This window comes from Rudaea sp., from assembly GCF_047601565.1.
Classification (GTDB): Bacteria; Pseudomonadota; Gammaproteobacteria; order Xanthomonadales; family Rhodanobacteraceae; genus Rudaea.
The window spans coordinates 3,057,732-3,076,120 of sequence record NZ_JASGIY010000001.1; the positions used below are offsets into that span (position 1 = coordinate 3,057,732).

The 18,389-nt window shown below is 68.4% G+C and carries 14 protein-coding genes; 3 read left to right on the top strand and 11 right to left on the bottom strand.

Annotated elements, in window-relative coordinates; all coding sequences use genetic code 11:
• Window positions 1-59: 59 nt before the first annotated feature.
• Genes QM741_RS13370 through QM741_RS13380 form a run of 3 tightly spaced genes read right to left on the bottom strand, consistent with a single transcriptional unit; the run spans window position 60 to window position 7,309 of the window.
• Complete coding sequence (locus tag QM741_RS13370; protein ID WP_415208174.1) at window positions 60-2,969, bottom strand: protein kinase domain-containing protein; 2,910 nt, start codon at window positions 2,967-2,969, stop codon at window positions 60-62.
• A 35-nt stretch (window positions 2,970-3,004) separates the two neighbouring features.
• Window positions 3,005-3,544, bottom strand: coding sequence for an ECF-type sigma factor (locus QM741_RS13375; protein WP_415208175.1), 540 nt, complete (start codon window positions 3,542-3,544; stop codon window positions 3,005-3,007).
• A 48-nt stretch (window positions 3,545-3,592) separates the two neighbouring features.
• A complete protein-coding gene (locus tag QM741_RS13380; protein ID WP_415208176.1) occupies window positions 3,593-7,309 on the bottom strand; it encodes a choice-of-anchor Q domain-containing protein in 3,717 nt (1,238 codons plus the stop codon).
• Between the two features lie 232 nt (window positions 7,310-7,541).
• Between QM741_RS13380 and QM741_RS13385 the strand changes: the two genes are divergently transcribed.
• Together QM741_RS13385 and QM741_RS13390 are read left to right on the top strand one after the other, a co-directional pair.
• Window positions 7,542-7,718 (top strand): hypothetical protein, encoded by a 177-nt coding sequence (locus QM741_RS13385; RefSeq protein ID WP_415208177.1) that lies wholly within the window; start codon window positions 7,542-7,544, stop codon window positions 7,716-7,718.
• Window positions 7,715-7,960, top strand: coding sequence for a hypothetical protein (locus QM741_RS13390; RefSeq protein WP_415208178.1), 246 nt, complete (start codon window positions 7,715-7,717; stop codon window positions 7,958-7,960). The genes QM741_RS13385 and QM741_RS13390 overlap by 4 nt, the downstream gene beginning before the upstream one ends.
• Window positions 7,961-8,070: 110 nt before the next feature.
• Here QM741_RS13390 and QM741_RS13395 read toward each other — a convergent pair whose 3' ends face one another.
• A complete protein-coding gene (locus QM741_RS13395; protein WP_415208179.1) occupies window positions 8,071-8,445 on the bottom strand; it encodes a hypothetical protein in 375 nt (124 codons plus the stop codon).
• A gap of 222 nt (window positions 8,446-8,667) precedes the next feature.
• Between QM741_RS13395 and QM741_RS13400 the strand changes: the two genes are divergently transcribed.
• Window positions 8,668-9,396: a helix-turn-helix domain-containing protein gene (locus QM741_RS13400; protein ID WP_415208180.1), complete on the top strand. Its 729-nt coding sequence runs from the start codon at window positions 8,668-8,670 to the stop codon at window positions 9,394-9,396.
• A 4-nt stretch (window positions 9,397-9,400) separates the two neighbouring features.
• Here the strand turns inward: QM741_RS13400 and QM741_RS13405 are convergent, their stop codons facing one another.
• From QM741_RS13405 to QM741_RS13435, 7 genes are all read right to left on the bottom strand, one after another.
• Window positions 9,401-11,368, bottom strand: a complete 1,968-nt coding sequence (locus tag QM741_RS13405) for a PAS domain S-box protein (RefSeq protein ID WP_415208181.1) — start codon at window positions 11,366-11,368, stop codon at window positions 9,401-9,403.
• A 19-nt stretch (window positions 11,369-11,387) separates the two neighbouring features.
• Window positions 11,388-12,128, bottom strand: coding sequence for a response regulator (locus QM741_RS13410; RefSeq protein ID WP_415208182.1), 741 nt, complete (start codon window positions 12,126-12,128; stop codon window positions 11,388-11,390).
• 119 nt (window positions 12,129-12,247) lie between these two features.
• On the bottom strand, window positions 12,248-12,787 hold the full coding sequence (locus QM741_RS13415; protein ID WP_415208183.1) for an SCO family protein: 540 nt from the start codon (window positions 12,785-12,787) through the stop codon (window positions 12,248-12,250).
• Between the two features lie 153 nt (window positions 12,788-12,940).
• Entirely contained in the window at window positions 12,941-14,017 is a 1,077-nt protein-coding gene (locus tag QM741_RS13420; RefSeq protein ID WP_415208184.1) for an alpha/beta fold hydrolase, read from the bottom strand.
• Between the two features lie 68 nt (window positions 14,018-14,085).
• Complete coding sequence (gene xseA / locus QM741_RS13425; RefSeq protein WP_415208185.1) at window positions 14,086-15,411, bottom strand: exodeoxyribonuclease VII large subunit; 1,326 nt, start codon at window positions 15,409-15,411, stop codon at window positions 14,086-14,088.
• A 162-nt stretch (window positions 15,412-15,573) separates the two neighbouring features.
• Complete coding sequence (locus QM741_RS13430) at window positions 15,574-17,013, bottom strand: phospholipase D-like domain-containing protein (protein ID WP_415208186.1); 1,440 nt, start codon at window positions 17,011-17,013, stop codon at window positions 15,574-15,576.
• Between the two features lie 126 nt (window positions 17,014-17,139).
• Window positions 17,140-18,267 (bottom strand): aromatic ring-hydroxylating oxygenase subunit alpha, encoded by a 1,128-nt coding sequence (locus QM741_RS13435; protein ID WP_415208187.1) that lies wholly within the window; start codon window positions 18,265-18,267, stop codon window positions 17,140-17,142.
• Window positions 18,268-18,389: the final 122 nt, after the last annotated feature.

The following is an 18,389-nucleotide window of genomic DNA, read 5'->3' on the forward strand; positions in this document are numbered from 1 at the left end:
TCGTTGTAAGCACTTGAGTCGAAAATGCTCTAAAGCGAAGAAGCCGCGATGCGCGCACCTCAGCCGCGCGCGGCATGCGCCGGTTCCGGTTCAGACATCGTGGCGTCGAGCTGGCGCAGTAGTTGGCGCGTGCGTGCGATGCTCGGCGAGTCGGGCAGCTTGTTGCCCGGCACCGGCCGGTATAGGCGCAGCGCTTCGCGCAGGTCGGCGCGCGCCAGTTCCGTCTTGCCGGTCAGCGCGTACAGCCGTCCGCGCACGGCGAGCGGGGTGCAGAGCTGGCCTTCATTACCGCTTTGCCTGACTTTGCCCGGATAGGCCTTGAACGCCTCGTCGATCAGGCCCCGCGCCTCGTCGATGTCCGCGGGCGCGCCGAGCGTGAGCAGCGCATCGGCGAGGCCGATCGCGGCGTCGGCCCAGAAGGCGTTGTCGTGCGGGTATTTCGATCCGATCAGCGCGAGCGCGCGCCGCAGCAGCGCGACGACTTCCTGCGGCCGGTCGCCGCTACGCTCGATCGTGTCGGCGAGGCTTTCCATCTGCATGCCCAGTTTGGCGGAGTCGCCGCCGAGCAGGGCCTCGTGCTCGCCGAGCGCCTTGCGTTCGAGGGCCTCGGCTTCGCGCAGGCGGCCCAGTTCCTTGAGCGCATCGGCCCAATACTTGGCCGCGGCGGCGGTAGGGATCGCATGTTCGCCGAACAGCTTGACGTAGAGTTCGTAGGCTTCGTGCGTGTCGCGTTCGGCCTGTTCCGGGTTCGTCGGCAGTTCCAGCGAAGAGCGCTGGCGCAGCACGAAGGCGCGCTCATAGCTGTCGCCCGGCGGCAGCGCGGCCAGGGCCGCGGCGAAGGTGGCTTCGGCCTCGCTGCGCCGGCCCATGTCGGTGTACATCGCTGCGAGCCAGCCCAGGTATTGCGCGAGATAGGGATACTTCTCGCCGAAATGCCGGCGCAGCAGGGCGATGCCGCGCAGATAGGCCTGCTCGGCCTCGGGATAGCGGTACTCGTCGCGCAGGGTCATGCCCAGTTCCACCCACGGCCGCCACAGCCAGACGTTGTCCTCGCCGTAGCCTGCGGTGAGGCGCGCGATCGCCTCGCGCAACAGCGCCTCGGATTTCGGCCCCTCCATGTCGGCGGCGTCCATCAGTTCGGCGCGCGAGATCAGCGCGGCGACGGTGCGCTGGTCGTTCGGGCCGAGTTGCGCCTCGAGCGTCTTCTGCGCCTGCGCGAGCAGGTCGAAAGCCTCCGGCGGCGCGTTGCGCCTGCGCCGCAGTTCGTTGGCGAAATAGAGCTTGACCAGCGCCGCGTCGACGCTTTCCTCGCGGCCGTTGGCGCGGTAGATCGCGAGCGCGTCCGCGCAGGCGTCGCGCGCATCGTCGGCCGTGGGCGCGAAATTGCGCAACTGGCACAGCGTAGCGAGCGACTGCGCGACCTCGATGCTGTTCACGCCCATCGCGGCGCGGCGCTCGACGACGGCGCGTTCCAGCGTCGCGCTCGCGGCGGCGATGTCGCCGAGGTTGTATTGGATCTCGCCGAGGTTGCCGAGCAGGTCGGCGTGCACGCGCGGCGCGTCGGTCACCGACTCGTCGAGGCGCTTCACCGCGTCCGCGATCAGCTGCTGCGGCGCGCGCACGCGCGCCTGCGCGCGGCTCAGCGGGTCCTGCTCGCGGAAGATCGACAGCAGGTAGTCGCGCACTTGCTCGGCGCGCTCGCGCTCGGACTGCGCGAACGCGGTCGCCTCGCGCGCCACGCGCGCCTGCCAGAGCGCGAGAGCGAGCATCGACAGCAGCGCGAGCAGCACGAGCGATGCGACGGCGACCCCGGCGCGGTGGCGCGCCACGAACTTGCGCATGCGGTACCGGCGCGTCGCCGGGTGCGCGTGCACCGGGCGGCCGTCGAGGTGGCGCTCGATGTCGTCGGCGAGGGCGCCTGCCGAGACGTAGCGCATTGCGGGTTCCGTCTCGAGCGCCTTGAGCAGGACGTTGTCGAGGTCGCCGCGCAGCAGGCGGCGCAATTGCGCCGGAGTATACTTTTGCGCAGGCGCGGCCGGCTGCTGTGCGGCGGCGACGGCGCGCAGTTGCGAGGACGGGCGCCGCACCCCCGTACCGCTCGGCCGCTGTCCGGTGAGCAGTTCGTGCAGCAGCACGCCGAGCGCGTAGACGTCGGTCGCGGTGGTCACGGCGCCGCCGCGCACCTGTTCGGGCGCGGCGTATTCGGGCGTGAAGATGCCGAGCGTGCCGGTGGCGTTGTCGGCGTCGTCGGCGATCAGCTTGGCGATGCCGAAGTCGAGCAGCTTCACCTCGCCCGCTGCGGTCACCAGGATGTTGGCGGGCTTGATGTCGCGGTGCACGATCAGGCTGCGATGCGCGGCCTCGACCGCCCGGCAGGCGTCGAGAAACAGCTTCAGGCGCTGGCGCACGTCGAGATCGTGCAGGCGCGCGTAGTCGGCGATCGACACGCCGTCGACGAATTCCATCACGAGGTAGGGGATGCCGGCCGGCGTGATGCCGCCGTCGATCAGCCGCGCGATGTTGGGGTGGTCGAGTGCGGCGAGTACCTGGCGCTCGCGCTGGAACAGGCGTTGTTCGAGTTCGGAATAGAGGCCGCGCTGGAGCAGCTTGACCGCGCCGCGCTGGGCGAAGTCGCGGCCGACGCGCTCGCCGAGGAATACCGCCGCCATGCCGCCGCGCCCGAGCGCCTTGACCAGGCGGAATTCACCGACCTGCTGGCCGATCAGTCCCTCGGGCTGGATCTCGACCGCGGCGAGCCGCTCGATCTGCGCATCCATCGGCGTATCGAGGAAGCTCGATTGTTCCGACGCGTCGAGCAGGCGGCGCACGGCGGCGCGTTCCCCGGCGTCGAAGACGTTGACGGCGAGCCATGCCTCGCGCTCGCTCGGAGTCAGCGCGATCAGCGCGTCGAAGCATTGGCGCAGGCGCTCGATCGGTGGCGCGATGGCGGGATCGTGGCGGGTCTGCATGGCGGTAAGCAGCGCCGCAGGAGCGATGCGGCCGTTCAGGCGAGCAGATCGTTGAGCAGCGCCCGCGCGAAGCGCCAGTCGCGATCGACCGTGCGCCGGCTCAGTTCGAGCACCTGGGCGACCTGGTCGATCGACAGGCCGGCGAAGTAGAGCAACTCGACGATCTGCGCGCTGCGCGGACTGAGGCGTTCGAGTTTCTGCAGCGCCTCTTCGAGCGCGAGCGCGCCCTCGGCGGTGTCGATCGACGGTTGGTGCTCGGCGTCGGCCAGCGACACGCGCTGCCACTCGCCGCCGTTGCGCTGGCGCAGGCGGTTGCGCGCGCGGTCGCTGAGCAGGTGACGCATCGCGCGTCCGGCGTAGGCGAAGAACTGCGCGGGGTGCGCGAACGTCAGCTCGCGGCCCGTGCAGACGCGCAGATACAGCTCGTGCACCAGCGCGGTGGTGTCGAGCGAATCGCCGTCGCGCAGGCGCGTGAAGCGATCGTGGGCGAGATGCTTGAGTCGGGCGTAGACCGCATCGAACAGCGCGTCGGCCGACTGCGCCGCCGACCGCGGGGGAACGAATGCGGTGGCCATGGGGATTTCCATGAATCCGACACCTCTCGCGTCATTCTGCCGGTGATTCTAGCCGTTTGCGCGGCGCGCGGATGCGCTGCCGCCCGCATGTGGCTGCCGACGGCGTCTGCCGCGTACACGGCCTGCGCCGGCCAGAGCCATGAGCGTGCCGAGCAGTAGCAGGACGAGGCGGCCGACTGCCGGTGCCGGCGCCGTCGTGCCGGGCGGATCGACCATAAGCGCGAACGGTGTGGCCGTCGCGGGCGCGTAGTCCGCATCGCCGCCGTAGCTCGCGCCGAGCGTGTGCGTGCCGGTCGTCGTGAACGTTGCGGAGCATTGCGCCGTCGAGCTGCCCGCACCGGCAATCAACGTCGTCGGCGAGCAGGCGAGCGCGGCACCGTTGTCGGTGAAGCTGACGCTGCCGCTCGGCGGATCGCCGGCGAGGGTCGCAGTGATCGTCACCGCGTTGCCGGCCGTGGCGGGATTGGGCGTCGCACTCAGCGCGATCGTGGTGGATTTTTTGTCGACGACGAGCGTGTAGCTCTGCGTGCCGGAGTAGGCATTGGACGAGGTGGCCTGCACGGTGAACGCATAGCTGCCGACGGTCGAGGGCGTGCCGGAGATCGTGCCGTCGGCGGTCAACGTGAATCCGGGCGGCAAGGTGCCGGAGGCGAGCGAGAACGAATAGGGCGCGGTGGCGCCGGAGGAACTGCTCGCGGTCAACGCTTGTGAATAGGCGACGCCGTAGGTCGCATCGGGCAACGTCGGCGGCGCGATCGCGATGGCGATGGTGGAACAAGTCAGGGCGACGGTGGTGACGTTGGCGGCGATGGCCGTGCCGTTTGCATTGACGAGCACGCAGAATTGGTCGGGCGGAGCGCTGAAGACGAAGACGTCCCAGTTGCTGCCGGCGGCGAGCGGCATGGCGAAGGTGAAGCCGGCAGCGCCGGAAGCGACGGTGAGTTGCTGCGTACTGCTCGGCGAGGTGCCATCGAGTTCGAGCACGACGTTGCCGGTCAGGCCGCTCGCGCTGCCGCCGACGGTGTACGCGGCCGCGACGACTTCGACCGCGCCGATGTCGCAAGCCGCGCCTTGCGGGCGCACCACGCCGCGCTGGTCGGTGGGCGGTGCGCCGGTGCAGGTGCCGGCGTCGATCGCGACGCTACCTGTGCCGGGCAGCACGGTCTGGGTGAAGCCGCCGTTGTTCGCGAGCGCGCCGAGCACGGGATCGGCGTCGAGGTTGCCGCCGCCATCGCTGCCGAGCAGCGCATTCCAGCCCGCACCGCTGCCGCCCGAGCCCTGCACGATGCTGTGGTCGATCGACGGCTCGGCATTGAAGTTGTAGATTTCCGCGCTGCCGGTGTCACCCCACAGGATCACGTTGTGCAGCACGGGATCGACGCCGTAGTTGTAGATGGCCCCACCGTAGCCGGACGTCGCAGTGTTGCCGTTGAACGTGACGTTGATGAGCGAGGGGACGCTACCCCCGTCGTAGTCGGCGTTGACGATCGCGCCGCCGTAAGTCGCGCTGTTGCCGTAGAGCGTGACGTTGGTGAGAGTGGGGTTGCTGGTGCCGCCGTTGGCCGCCACATTGTAGATCGCACCGCCGTATTCGCCGCCCACATTGCCATTGAAGGTGACGTCGCTCAGAGTCGGACTGCTGGTGCCGCCGTAGTCGTCGCCGCTAGCGTCGTTGACCATCGCGGTGCCGTAGCCGTAAGCGATGAGCACGTGAGTGAGGGTGGGGCTGCTGACGCCGCCGTCTTCGCCATTGTCGTAGATCGCGCTGCCGCCGTTGTCGGCGTCGTTGGCGCTGAAGACGAGATTGCGGAGCGTGGGGCTGCACTCGTGGCCGCTGCCCGCGCCGTTGCAATAGAAGCCGCCGCCGTGGCCGTTGTTTCCGGCCGCGGTGATCGTGAAACCGTCGAGCACGGTGCTGGCGGTGATCGTGCCGGCCGCGGTGGTGCCGTCCATGCGCAGGACGCGGTAGGAGTTGAGGCCCGCGATCTGGCTGTGGTCCGTGTCCACGCCGCCGGGACAGCCGCTGCCGCCGCAGTCGTCGTGGGCGAGGTCGCCCGAGAGCACGGTGCCGTTGGCGATCGGGTCGGGATTGCGCTGGTCGCGGCTCGTTTCGGTGCCGGCGAAACCGCCGTAGACCGCAAGGCCGGGGCGTACGTTGAAACTGACGTCCGCGTCGTCGTAGGTGGGGTTCGCCGGATCGGCCGGCTGCACGGGAATGTACACGCCTTGGGCCACCCAGACCTCGGTGCAGCTCAGGTTGTTCAAGGCGTTTTGCAGATCGGTGTAGGCATCCGTCCACGAGGTGCCGTCGTTCGCGCCCGTGGCGCTAGCCCAGACGTAACACCGGCCGATGCTGCCGGACTGCACCACTTCGACCGCGCCGATGTCGCAGCCCAGGCCCTGCGGGCGCGCGATGCCGCGCTGGTCGACGGCGGACGTGCAGGAGCCCGCATCGATCGCCGCGCTGCCGCTGCCGGGCAGCAGGGTTTGCGTCGCGCCGCCGTTGTCCGCGAGCGCGCCGAGCTTGGGATCGGCGTCGAGATTGCCACCATTGTCGGTACCGAACGCCGTGACCCAACCCGCACCGCTGCCGCCCGAGCCCTGCACGATGCTGTGGTCGAACCTCGATGGCGTGGTGCCGGCCGAAAACGCGAAATTGTTGTCAGCCGCTGCCGCATTGCCCCACAGAATGACGTTGCTGAAGGCGGCACTGGAACTGGTGCCGCCAAAGCCTACGATCAGGATTCCACCGCCATAGCCGGCGCTGATGTTGTTGCTGAAGGTGACGTTCGTCAGCGTAGGGTTGCACACACCGCCGGTCACTCCGCCGCTTACCCGGCAATCGACGTGCATCGCGCCGCCGCCATAATTGCTTTGTGTGGTCTCGTTGCCGCTGAAAGTGACGTTGGTCAAAGCCGGGCTGCTGACGCCTTCGTATTCGCCATCGCTCACCATTGCGCCGCCGTAAAGCTCGGCACGGTTGTTGCTGAAAGCGACGTTGGTCAATGTCGGGCTGCTTTCGCCGTAGTAGCCGATGTTGTAGATCGCCCCGCCCGAAAAGGCCTGGTTGCCGCTGAAGGTCACGTTGTCGAGAGTTGGGCTGCTCACGCCGCCGTTCTGGCCGTCGTTGCGCATCGCTCCGCCATAGTTGGCGTAGTTGCCGCTGAACACGAGATGTCGAAGCGAGGGGCTGCAGGTTCCGCCTTGGCCGTTGCAGTACAGACCGCCTCCATAGCTGCCATTGCCGCCGGTGATCGTGAAACCGTCAAGCACGGTGCCGGAAGTGACGGCTGTCGTGGTGCCATCGATCGAAACGATCGTGTAGCTGTTGTCGCCGTTGTTTGCGGACACGCTCGCGTCGACGCCGTTGCCGGAATCGACGTCGCTGTCGTCGCCGTTGAGGTCGCCCGAGAGCACGGTGAGATTGGCCGCGACGTTCGCGGCGCGATCGGGATCATAAGCCGGGTCGAAACTGGAAGAATCCTCCGAGCCGGAGAAGCCGCCGTAGACCTGCACGCCGGGCGGAATGGCGAAGCTGATTGTGCGATCGGCACCGGCGGTCGGCTTGTAGACGCCCTTGGCGACCCAGATCGTGGTACATGTGGAGGTGCCGAGCGCGGTCTGCAGGTCCATCGATTGGGACCAGGCCGATCCGTCGTTGGCGCTCGTGCCGGCCGTCGTGACGAAACACAAATCGGCGTGCGCGGCAGGCGCGGCGGCGAGCAGGGCGAAGGCGAGCAGCGGCAGCCGAAGAAAGCGAGGCATGGGTTTTCCCTGGAGGATGGACGAGGCGCAACCGGGTCACGGCAAAACGACCCTTCTCCTCTCACTAAACTCCGTTTGGCATGGGCCAACGCCATGCCGGCGCAAAGTTTTTTCGCAACGCGGGAAATAACCCCAATGTACGCTTTGCGAAGCGCGACGCGGCCGACAAGATTGCCCGCTGCGTCGCGTGTGCTAACGTAGCATTTCGTTTTCCAAACATCCGCTACCGAACGTGTTCAATCGCCTTGTCGTACTCACCACCTGCGCTCTGCTGTGCGTGCCAGGTTCCGCCCTGGCCCGGCGCAAGGCCAACGACGCCGCGATCGAGGCGCGTTTCAAGGCGCTCGAGCAGCGCGTCGCCGAACTCGAGGCCAAGCTCGCCGCGCGGCCCGTGCAGGCCCGGCCATGACCGCGGTGCCGCACGAAGCGCAGCCCGGCGCGCCGACGCCGGTCTGGGGCAGCCCGGACAAATGGGCGCGGATCAAGCAGGGCATGGGCTGGAGCCAGGTCCGCGACCTGCTCGGCTCCGCCGGCAAGAAAACCACCGGCGTGTTCGGTGACGTCTGGTATTACCCGGACGAGAGCGGCGGCCGCATCGTCTTCGACCGCGACGGCCGCGTGTCGGAGTTCAACACGCCGCCGGCACGCTGACATCTGGCGTTCACCGGAATCATGGCCGGTACCGGCACCGGCGATAGCCGCACAAAATGAAATCGGCCGCGTTGTGCGGCCGATTCGTAACGGGCGAGGGACGGGTGTTCTCAGTGCTTGTCGGCGTCCTTCTTCGCTGCGTCCATCGCCTGCTGCGCGGCATCCTTGACGTCGGCCGCGCCTTGTTTGGCGGTCTCGGCCGTCGTCTGCGCGCTCGCCGTCGCCGCCTGGCTGGACGAAGTGGCCTGTTGCGCGGACTGCATCGCTCCGGCCGTGTCGCCGGCCTTGGCCTGTTCGACGGCCTGCTGCGCTTGGCTTGCCGCCTGCTGCGCCTGTTGCGCGGTGGCCTGCGCTGCGGCCTTGGTTGCCTCGGCGGCGGCCTTGGCCTTGGCGGCGGCTTCCTGTGCCGCTTGCTGTGAATTGTCGTTGCATGCGCCGAGCGCCAGGGCGATGGCGGCTGCCATGAAAGCCTGTTTCAACTGCATGGTGATTTCCCTCCCTAAAGTTGACTGGAATGAGTCGATGACCGCTGCGAGCCGCGTTGCATCGCGCTCGCCACGCCGGTACAAGCTTACACCAGTTCGGCCGCCGCGCGTCGGTGCGCCGTTACGCGCCGTTACATACCGAGACGGGTGCGACATCGGCCGGTTTCCTCACGGGTTCAAGCTTCCCGCCGAAGTCAGGAACCAGGCCCGCGGAATCCCATCATGAACGTCGTCGTCGCCCCCGTCGCCAGTCCGCGGATTCCGCGCCCACCCATCATGCCGGCGCACGCGATGCCGGCGAGCATCGATGTCGAAGCGCTGCGCAGCCAAGTGCCGGTCACGCACCACAAGCTCGAGGCGGGGCAGTATCTGTACCGCGCCGGACAGCCGTTCAAGGCGCTGTATCTCGTCAACGTCGGTTTCCTGAAGACGTGCCTCATCGCCGACGACGGACGCGAACAGGTGACGGGCTTCCGCATGCGCGGCGACCTGATCGGCATCGATTCGATCGGCGCGGCGACGCACGAGTGCGAGGCGGTCGCGCTCGAAACGAGCGGCGTGTGGGAGCTGCCTTATCCGGCCGTGATGCGCGCCTGCGCACAGGTGCCCGAGTTGCAGGAGCGTTTGACCTGGGCGCTGGCCGCCGAGATCCGCAACGACCACTCGTGGAAGCTCGTGCTCGGTTCGCTGGGTTCGGAACAGCGCGTCGCCGCCTTCCTGCTCGATCTGGCCGCGCGCCACGAGGCGCTCGGACTGAGCCCGAGCCACTTCGTGCTGCGCATGGGGCGCGCCGACATCGGCAGCTTCCTCGCGCTCAAGCACGAAACGGTGACGCGCGCGCTGACGCGGCTCGCGCATCAGGGCTGCATCGACGTGCAATGGCGCGAGATCCGCATCCTCGATGCGCAGGCCCTGCGCCGCGTCATCCAGTGCGAGGGCGAAGCGGCATAGCGCTTCACGCTTCGCGCGGGCGGTCGAGCTTGCGCCGGATCGCCGTGGACAATTCCTCGCGGCGATACGGCTTGCGCAGCAGGTCGAAGCCTTCGCCGCTCTGCGCGGAGCGCTCGTCGCCCGAGGTGAGCAGCACCGGCAGCGCGGGCCAGCGTTCGCGGATTTCCTCGGCGAGCTCCACGCCGTTCATGCCGCTGCCGAGCATCACGTCGGAAAACACCAGCGCGATTTGCGGATGTTGCGCAATCGCGCGCAGCGCTCCGGACGCATCCGCGCAGGGCAGCGGCGTGTAGCCGAGCGAGCGCAGGAAGGCGAGGGCGGCGCGGCGCACGTCGGCATCGTCCTCGACGACGAGCACGGTTTCGTCGCCGCGCTCGCTCGCCGCGGGCGCGATGCGCGCGGCGGACGCTTCGGCGGTCGTCGCGATCACCGGCAGGTAGAGTTCCACGCAGGTGCCGTAGCCGAGCTTGCTTTCGATCTGCAGATGGCCGCCCGACTGGGCGACGAAACCGTAGACCATCGACAGGCCGAGGCCCGAGCCCTTGCCTTGTTCCTTGGTCGTGAAGAACGGTTCGAGCGCGCGTGCGAGCACGTCGGGCGCCATGCCGAAGCCGGTGTCGCGCACGGCGATGACGACGTAGCGGCCGGGTTTGGCCTCGCCGCTCGCCGCGTCCGCGTCGATTTCGGCGAGGTGCGCGCCGATGTGCAGGCGGCCGCCGCGCGGCATCGCGTCGCGCGCGTTGATCGCAAGATTGACCAGGGCCGTGTCGAGCTGGCCCGGATCGACGAAGACGCGCGGCATGTCCGCGGCGCATTCGATGCGCAGGTCGATCGCCTCGCCGAGCGTGTGCCGCAGCAGGCCGCCTACCTCCTCGAGCAGCGCCGGCGGATCGCAGGCGCGCGGCGAAAGCTGCTGGCGCCGCGCGAACGCGAGCAGCTTGCGCGTCAATTCGGCGCCGCGGCCGACGGCGCGCAGGGCGATCGCGATCGTTTCGAGGTGCCCGGGATGGCCGGCGAGATCGTCCTCGAGGATCTGCAGGTTCGCCGAGATCACCGTGAGCAGGTTGTTGAAGTCGTGCGCGATGCCGCCGGTGAGCTGGCCGACCGCTTCGAGGCGCTGCGCGTGCGAGAGCTGCTCCTCGGTGCGCATGCGCTGCAGCGTCGCCGCGAGCGTGGTCGCGATCGAATGCAGGAAATGCAGCGCATCGTGGTCGAAATGGCGCGGCGCGCGCGACAGCGCGAGCAGCGCGGACGCCGGTGCGCCGTGGCCCGGAAGCGGGACCACCGCGCTCGCGGCGTAACCCGCGTCGAGCAGCGCGCCGCCTTGCACGACGGCATCGGTTCGGCCGGTCGCGGTCAGGCGGTCGAACAGACCCGCACCGAGCAGGTCGGTCAAGCGCGACAGCGCCTGCGCGTCGATACCGGAGGAAGCGCGCACGTGCAGACGTTCGCGCAACGGTATTCGGAAAATGAGCGCGACCGCATCGACGGCCAGCGCTTCGGCGACGAGCGCGGGCAGGCGCGCGATGGCGTCGTCGTGACCGGGCGAGGTGAGGAAAAGCTGACCGATCTGCGCAATCACCTTGTCGTAGCGTGCGCGGGCGAGCGCAGCGCGCGCGCGCTGCGTTTCGGAAATGTCGCGGATCGCGGCGACGACGAGGCGCCCTTCCGGCGTCGAAATCGGGCTGAGCGCGATCTCGACCGGGAATTCGCTGCCGTCGTTGCGCAGGCCGATCAGTTCCTGGCCGGAGCCCATCGCGCGCACGCGCGGATTCGCGATGTAGTTCGCCATATGGGCCTGGTGCATGTGGCGTGCGCGTTCGGGGATCAGCATCTCGATGCCGGCACCGAGCAGCCGCGCCTCCGCGTATCCGAACAGGCGCTCGGCCTGCGCGTTCGCGCGCACGATGCGGCCCGAGCCGTCGACCGCGATCATCGCGTCGGGGGCGATGTCGAACAATTCGCGGTACATCGTCGCGCGCGCCGGCGATCTAGCCGCGATCCACGCGCGCGGCGAACAGGTAGCCCGCGTTGCGCACCGACTTGATCAGTTGCGGACGCGCGGGGTCGGCCTCGATCTTGCGCCGCAGGCGGCCGATCTGCACGTCGATCGCGCGGTCGAACGGGCCGCTTTCGCGCCCGTGCATCTCGCTCATGATCGCGTCGCGCGAAAGCACACGGCCGGGATGGCGGACGAGGACGCAGAGCAGGTCGAACTCGCCCGTCGTCAGCGCTACCTCGGCACCGTCGGCATCGGCGAGGTGGCGCCGGTCCGGGTCGAGGAGAAAGCCCGAGAAGGCAAAACCGGCCCGCCGTGCCGGGGGCGCAGCGGGCGTGGCGGACGTGCGCCGCAGCACGCTGCGTACGCGCGCGAGCAGTTCGCGCAGGTCGAACGGCTTGGTCACGTAGTCGTCGGCGCCGAGTTCGAGGCCGACGACGCGGTCCACCGATTCGCCGCGTCCGGTGACGATGAGGATCGCGCCGCGCCAGTGTTCGCGCAGCCAACGCGTCAGCTCGAAGCCGTCCTCGCGCGGCAGGCCGAGATCGAGCAGGACGGCGTCGACCGCTTCGCTCCGCATGATCTCGCGCATCGCCGCGCCGTCGGCGGCCGTGCTCACGCGGAAGCCGTAGTGGCCGAAATAGCGCGCGATCGAGTCGGCGATCTCGGTCTCGTCGTCGACGACGAGCAGATGCGGCGAAGGCGGTGGCGTGGAAGACGCCGTCGAAACCATGTGGGGCGTGGCGAAGGCTGCGGTGCGGCGATTCTACCGCGACCAGACGCGTGGTGCGTCTTCACGGCTCGGTACGGACGGTCTTCCGCACGGCGGCGAGTAAGCCGGGATCGACTTCGTCAAGTTTGTCGGTGCGCGGCGATGCGGCCCTGCGCGTCAAGCAGGGTGACGACGCCGGAGTGGTTGAAGCCGCCGTCGGGCAGCGCGCGGTACTGCACGTCGAGCACGGCCGCGAGGCGGCGCACGCCGGCCGGGTCCGTGCGCGCCAGCGTCCAGTGCGAAAGATCGATATGGCGCTCCGCCGCGGTGGCCTTGAGCGCGACCGGCGTGTCGCGCACGCTGTCGAAGCTGACGAGGACTGCGCGCAGGCGCGTGCGCGATGCATCGTCGAGCGCGTGTTCGGTGCGCTTGATCGCCTCGACGATCAGCGGGCACATGTACGGGCACGAGGTGTAGAACATCGCGACCAGCACGGGGCTGCCGCGCCGCTCGGCCAACGTAAGGCCATGTCCGTCCTGGTCGACGAGGGCGAGATCGAGACGGTAGATGGAGTCGCCGGGCAGCGGATCGAGATCGGTCGATGCGTTCGCGGCGGCATGGGACGAAACGAGGATCGTGATCGCCACGACGGCGGCATGCAGGCAGGCGAGGAATTTCATTGTCTGTCTCCCACGCCGTCTTTGGCGCAGCGGAATCCGAGGTTGACCGTGCCGGCGCCACAGAACCTGAGCCGGTCCGGATCGTTCTGGTCGCGGCTGTCTGAAGCGCCTGAACCGAAAATGCTCTGAGAGCATGCGGGAATGACGGAAAGATCACTTCGCGCTTTCCTGGAGCAACGTCGCAAGCTGGTCCTTCCACAACACCGCCCACGTATGCGAGCTGTGCCCGCGCGTCGCATCGCTGATCGGAATGACGACGGCGCGACCGTGCGGCACGTTCCTGATCTCGCGTTCGAGAATGCCGAGTTCGGGCGGGTTGATCTGGTCGTCGGCGGAATTGACCGCGAGCAGCGGCGCCTTGATCGTGCCGAGTTTCGGCTGCGGGTCGTAATTGCGCGAGGCGTCGACCTGGTAGAGGCAATCGTTGGCGTCGTCCTCCTTCATCAGCGTGGCGATGCGGTCCTCGAGATATTTGTCGGCCGCGTCGCGCGTCGGGTAGTCCTTCTGCCACTGCAGCGGCACCGAGCCCATGATCATGAGGATGTGCAGCGCGTCGGCGAGGCCGCGCGGCTGCTTCGCATAGTCGCCGTTGTTCCACTCGGGGTCGTTGCGGATCGCGTCCATGAACATGCGGCGGAACATGCGGTTGCGCCCGGCGATCTCGACCGGCAGCGAGGCGAGCGGCATCAGCGCGTCCATGAAATCGGGATACGTCTCGCCCCAGACCCAGGAGTGCATGCCGCCCATCGACGTGCCCATGACCAGGCGCAGGTGATCGACCTTGAGCTTCTGCGTCAGCAGAAGGTAGTCCGCCTTGACCATGTCGTCGTAGTCGTAGTGCGGAAACTTCATGCGCAGCCCGTCGCTCGGCTTGCTCGATTTGCCATGGCCGATGCCGTCGGGCAGCACGATGAAGTACTTCGCCGCGTCGAGCGGTTGGCCCGGCCCGAACAACTGTCCGGCGAAACGGTCGTTGAGGAACTGCGTGCCGGCGCCGCCGGTGCCGTGCATGATCAGCACGGCATTGTCCACTTTTCCATTTTTCCCTTTGTGGATTTTGCCGAGCGTGCGGTAGTGTAGGCGCAGCTCGGGCAGCGTCTCTTCGCTGGCGAAACGGAAGTCCTTGACGACGAAGTCGTCTTCGGCCGGCGTCGGCCACGCGTCCGCGTGCGCAGGCGGCACAGCGAGCAGGAACATCATCGACACGGCGGCAACGAGAATGCGCAGCATGATTCGCCTCATCTGGCAGGACGGGGCGGCCAGTGTGCGGTCGATGCCGGCTGCCGTGCAAGGCCGCGTCAATCGTCGCCGGGTTTCGCCTTGCGCACGGTGCGCGGTTTCGCTTCGGGACGCAGGCGGACTTCGCCGTCGGCGAGCCGTGCGACGAGATGCGCGGATTTCCCGGCGGCTTCGGCCGTGCGCAGCACCTCGCCGTTGTCGCGGTCGAGCAGGATCGCGTAGCCGCGCTGCAACGTCGCGAGCGGGCTCACCGCGTTGAGCGTGCGTGCGAGTTCGACCAGATGCTGCCTGCGCCGGTCCAGCCGGCGGTCGAGCGCTGCGTAAAGGCGCTGGCGCAGCGCGGCGAGTTGCTCGCGCCGCTGCGCAAGACGGATCGACGGATGCTGTGTCTGCAGGCGTGCGCGCAAATGCGCAAGACGTTCACCGCCGCGCTGCAGCCGCGCGCGCGGGTGTTGCGCACGTAGACGCGCCCAGGCATGGTCGAGACGCTGCGCGGCGTTCTGCAGGCGGCGCAGGAACAGCGTTTCGAGCCGCGTCTCTTCGCGCTGCAGATTGCGACGGATCGTCGTGCCGTCCGGCACGAGCAATTCCGCCGCGGCCGAAGGCGTCGGCGCGCGCAGATCGGCGGCGAAGTCGGCGATCGTGAAATCGACCTCGTGACCGACCGCGCTGACGACCGGGATCGCGCACGCGCGGATCGCGCGCGCGACGCCTTCGTCGTTGAACGCCCACAGGTCCTCGAGCGAGCCGCCGCCTCGCGCGAGAAGCAATACGTCGTGACGCCGCGCTTTCGAGGCCGAGTTCAGCGCGGCGACGATCGCCGGCGGCGCTTCCTTGCCCTGCACGGGCACCGGGATCACCTCGACGTCGACGAGCGGAAACCGTCGCGACAGCACGCTGAGCACGTCGCGGATCGCGGCGCCCGTGGCCGAGGTGATCACGCCGATGCGCTGCGGCGGTTGCGGCAGCGGCCGCTTGTTCGCCGCGTCGAACAACCCCTCCGCGGCGAGCTTCGCCTTGAGCAGCTCGAACGCGCGCAGCAGCGCGCCTTCGCCGGCCTCTTCGAGATGTTCGACGATGAGCTGGAACTCGCCGCGCGCTTCGTACAGGCTCACGCGCACGCGCGCGAGCACGCGCGCGCCGTCGGCCGGCCGGAAGCGCAGCAGCATCGAGCGGTTCCTGAACATCGCGCAGCGGATCTGCGCCTGGGCGTCCTTCAGGCTGAAATACAAGTGCCCCGAAGCCGGGCGCGAGAAATTCGAGATTTCGCCTTCGACCCAGATCAGCGGAAACGTGTCCTCGAGCAGATCGCGCGCGAGGCGCACGAGCTGGCTCGGGGAGAAGATTTCGCGTTCGGGAGCGGTGTCGGAAAAAAGTTCGGACATGCGTTGCGTTTGCTTCCCTTCTCCCCTCGGGAGAAGGTGCCCCGGAGGGGCGGATGAGGGGAAGGAGTGTCGGTTTCGAAAGGTGTGGCAATCGTGCGAGGCTCTTCCCTCATCCGCCTGCCGGCACCTTCTCCGGAGGGGAGAAGGGTACTACTTTCGACGTCACGAAATCGTTTGGGTACTCGCCTTCTTGCGTTCGCGCCGCAGTTTGCGCCAGCGCAGCAGCAGGCTTACGCCGACCCAGAACGCAAGCAGCGCAAACGGCCACGCGACCGCACGCGGCCAGATCGCCGCAAGCCCGGCGACGCCGATCAGCAGCAAGGCTGCGGGCGGCAGCAGGCCGGCGTCGGCACCCCCGAGCAGACGGCGGCCGCCGATCGCCGCGCCGACCGTGTTGACCAGGCGCAGCGTGCCCGCCGCCGCGCGGCTCGAACTGCCGCTGCCGCCGCGCAGGCGTTTCTCCAACCGTTTCGGGCGCGCGGGGCGCGCGCGCTCGTCGAGCACGACCTCGGTCGCGTTGCCCAGGTCCGCTTCGTACTGCGCGGCCATGCGCTCGGCGAAAGCCTCGTCCTCGACGGCCACGTCGATCTCGCAGTTGGTCAGCCAGCTCGCGATGTTGAGATTGCTCGAGCCGACGCGCGCCCAGCGGCCGTCGGCGACCGCGGTCTTGGCATGGATCATCGAGCCGTTCCATTCGTACACGCGCACGCCGGCTTCGAGCAGCGGCCGGTAGCCCGCGTGCGACAGGCGCGCGACGAGTTGCAGGTCGCTCGTACCCGGCACGAGCAGGCGCACGTCGACGCCGTCGCGCGCGGCCGCGCACAGCGCCTGCACGTAGGGCGCGAACGCGACGAAATAGGCGTCGGTCAGCCACAGCGTCCTGCGCGCCATCCCGGCGACGTAGAGGTCGGTGCGGTAGACGCTGGCGCGGCTCGGCGTCGTGGCGATGACGCGCAGGTTCGTGTCGCCGGCGCGTGCCGGGGCGCCGACGTCGAAGGCGAGCGGCGCGCCGAGCTGCGCCCAGTTGTCGGCGAAGGCTGCCGCGATTTCGGCGCAGGCCGGCCCGCGGATCGCGACGCCGGTGTCGCGCCACGGCGCGATGCCTCGCGCGGGGTCGCCGAGCCACTTCGCCGACAGGCAGACGCCGGAAACGAAGGCGAGGCCGCCGTCGACGACGAGCAGCTTGCGATGGTCGCGGCCGAGCCAGCCGAACGGGCTGTCGAGGCGCAGCGGATTGAACGCACGCACTTCGCCGCCCGCTGCGACCAGCGGCTGCCAGAACGCCGACGACGAACTGCCGAGGCAGCCGAGCCAGTCGCGGATCACGGCGACGCGCACGCCCGCGGCGGAGCGCTCGCTCAGCGCGGCGAGGAATTCACGGCCGACCTCGTCGTCGGCGACGATGTAGTTTTCCAGCAGGACCCAGCTTCGCGCCGCGCGGATCGCAGCGAGCCAAGCATCGAAATGGGCGCGCGCATCGATCAGCAGTTCGACCGCGTTGCCTTCGCTCAGATCCGCGCCGGTCGCGCGCTCGAGCGCCTGCGCGGTCAGATTCTGCGCGGAACGAAGCGGCGGCGTGGAATGATCGGGTTGCGACGACATGCGCTGGCATTGTGCCTCGCTCGTCATTCCAACGAAAGCTGGAATCCAGCCTTTTTGTCGTCATCGCTTCGAAGCGAGAGCTGGATTCCAGCTTTCGCTGGAATGACGGCAAAGAAGCAAGGAAACTCAGCCCGCGCGACGCGAGGCGATCACTTCTTCGCCGAGCGCGCGCCGGTACTGGCGGTCGAACGCAGCGAGCTGGCTTTCGAGTTCGGAATACGGTCCGGGTTCCCAGGCCAGCGAGACGACGCCGCGGTGCGCGTTCGCGCAGAGGTCCCAGTCCTGGCGGTTGGTCAGGTCCCAGAACTCCACCGCCGGCGCGGGATCGAAGCCGGGCGCGGCGATCGAGTCGGGATGGAATAGCCATTCGCAGACCACGCGCGTGCGGTCCTTCGACAGCGGCAGCGCGCGATGCATCATCACGTAGTCGGGGTGGAACGAGAGGAAGCCGCTCGGGAACAGGCTGTAATAGTATACTTTGCCGCGTTCCGAGTCGGTCACGCCGGGCAGCGTGGGCGCGCAGCGTTCGCCGCCCATCGTCATGCTGCCGTCGCGGTTGTTCATCCACATCGGGCCGCCGAGCACGGGGCCTTCGTCGAGATCGTTCTCGGAATTGCGGAACGGGGTGAGCTTGTTCAGGTGCGGATGCGCGAGCGGGCAGTGGTAGCACTCGCTGAAGTTGTGGAAGATCAGCTTCCAGTTCGCGTCGACCTCGTATTCGCGCCGCACCGCGGCGCGCAGTTCGGCCGTGCGCCACTGCCGGAAACGGCCGGCGAGGCCGGGCAGCGCGTCGGCGAACGGCTGCGGATCGCGCGACAGGTTGACGAAGAGGAAGCCTTCCCAGTTCGTCAGCGCGGCGGAATGCAGCGGATAGTCCGCCGCGTCGAAGCCGGGGACCTCGCTCATCGTCGGCACGGCGCGCAGCGCGCCGTCAAGGCCGAACGTCCAGGCGTGATACGGGCACTGGATCGTCTTGCCGAGCGTGCCCTGCGCTTCGCGGCAGAGCTTGCTGCCGCGATGCCGGCAATGGTTGTGGAACGCGCACAGTTCGCCTTCCTGGTCGCGCAGCACGATCACGCTTTCGCTGCCGAGTTCGAACAGGAAGTAGCTGCCCGGCTGTTCGAGCTGCGAGACGTGGCCGGCGAGCATCCACGAGCGGTAGAAGATCTTTTCGTGCTCGGCATTCCAGATTTCGTCCGAGACGAAATACTCGCGGCCGAGGGTGTGCTGGCCGAAAGAGGTACGGGCTTGCATGGCGGTGGTTCGGCTGACAATGATGGCGGTCAGTATGCCTGACGACTTCCGTTACAGGCCATCTTTTGCGCGCGTGTCGGCAAAGCATCGCCCGCAACGACATGTCGCGGCGGCACGCGATG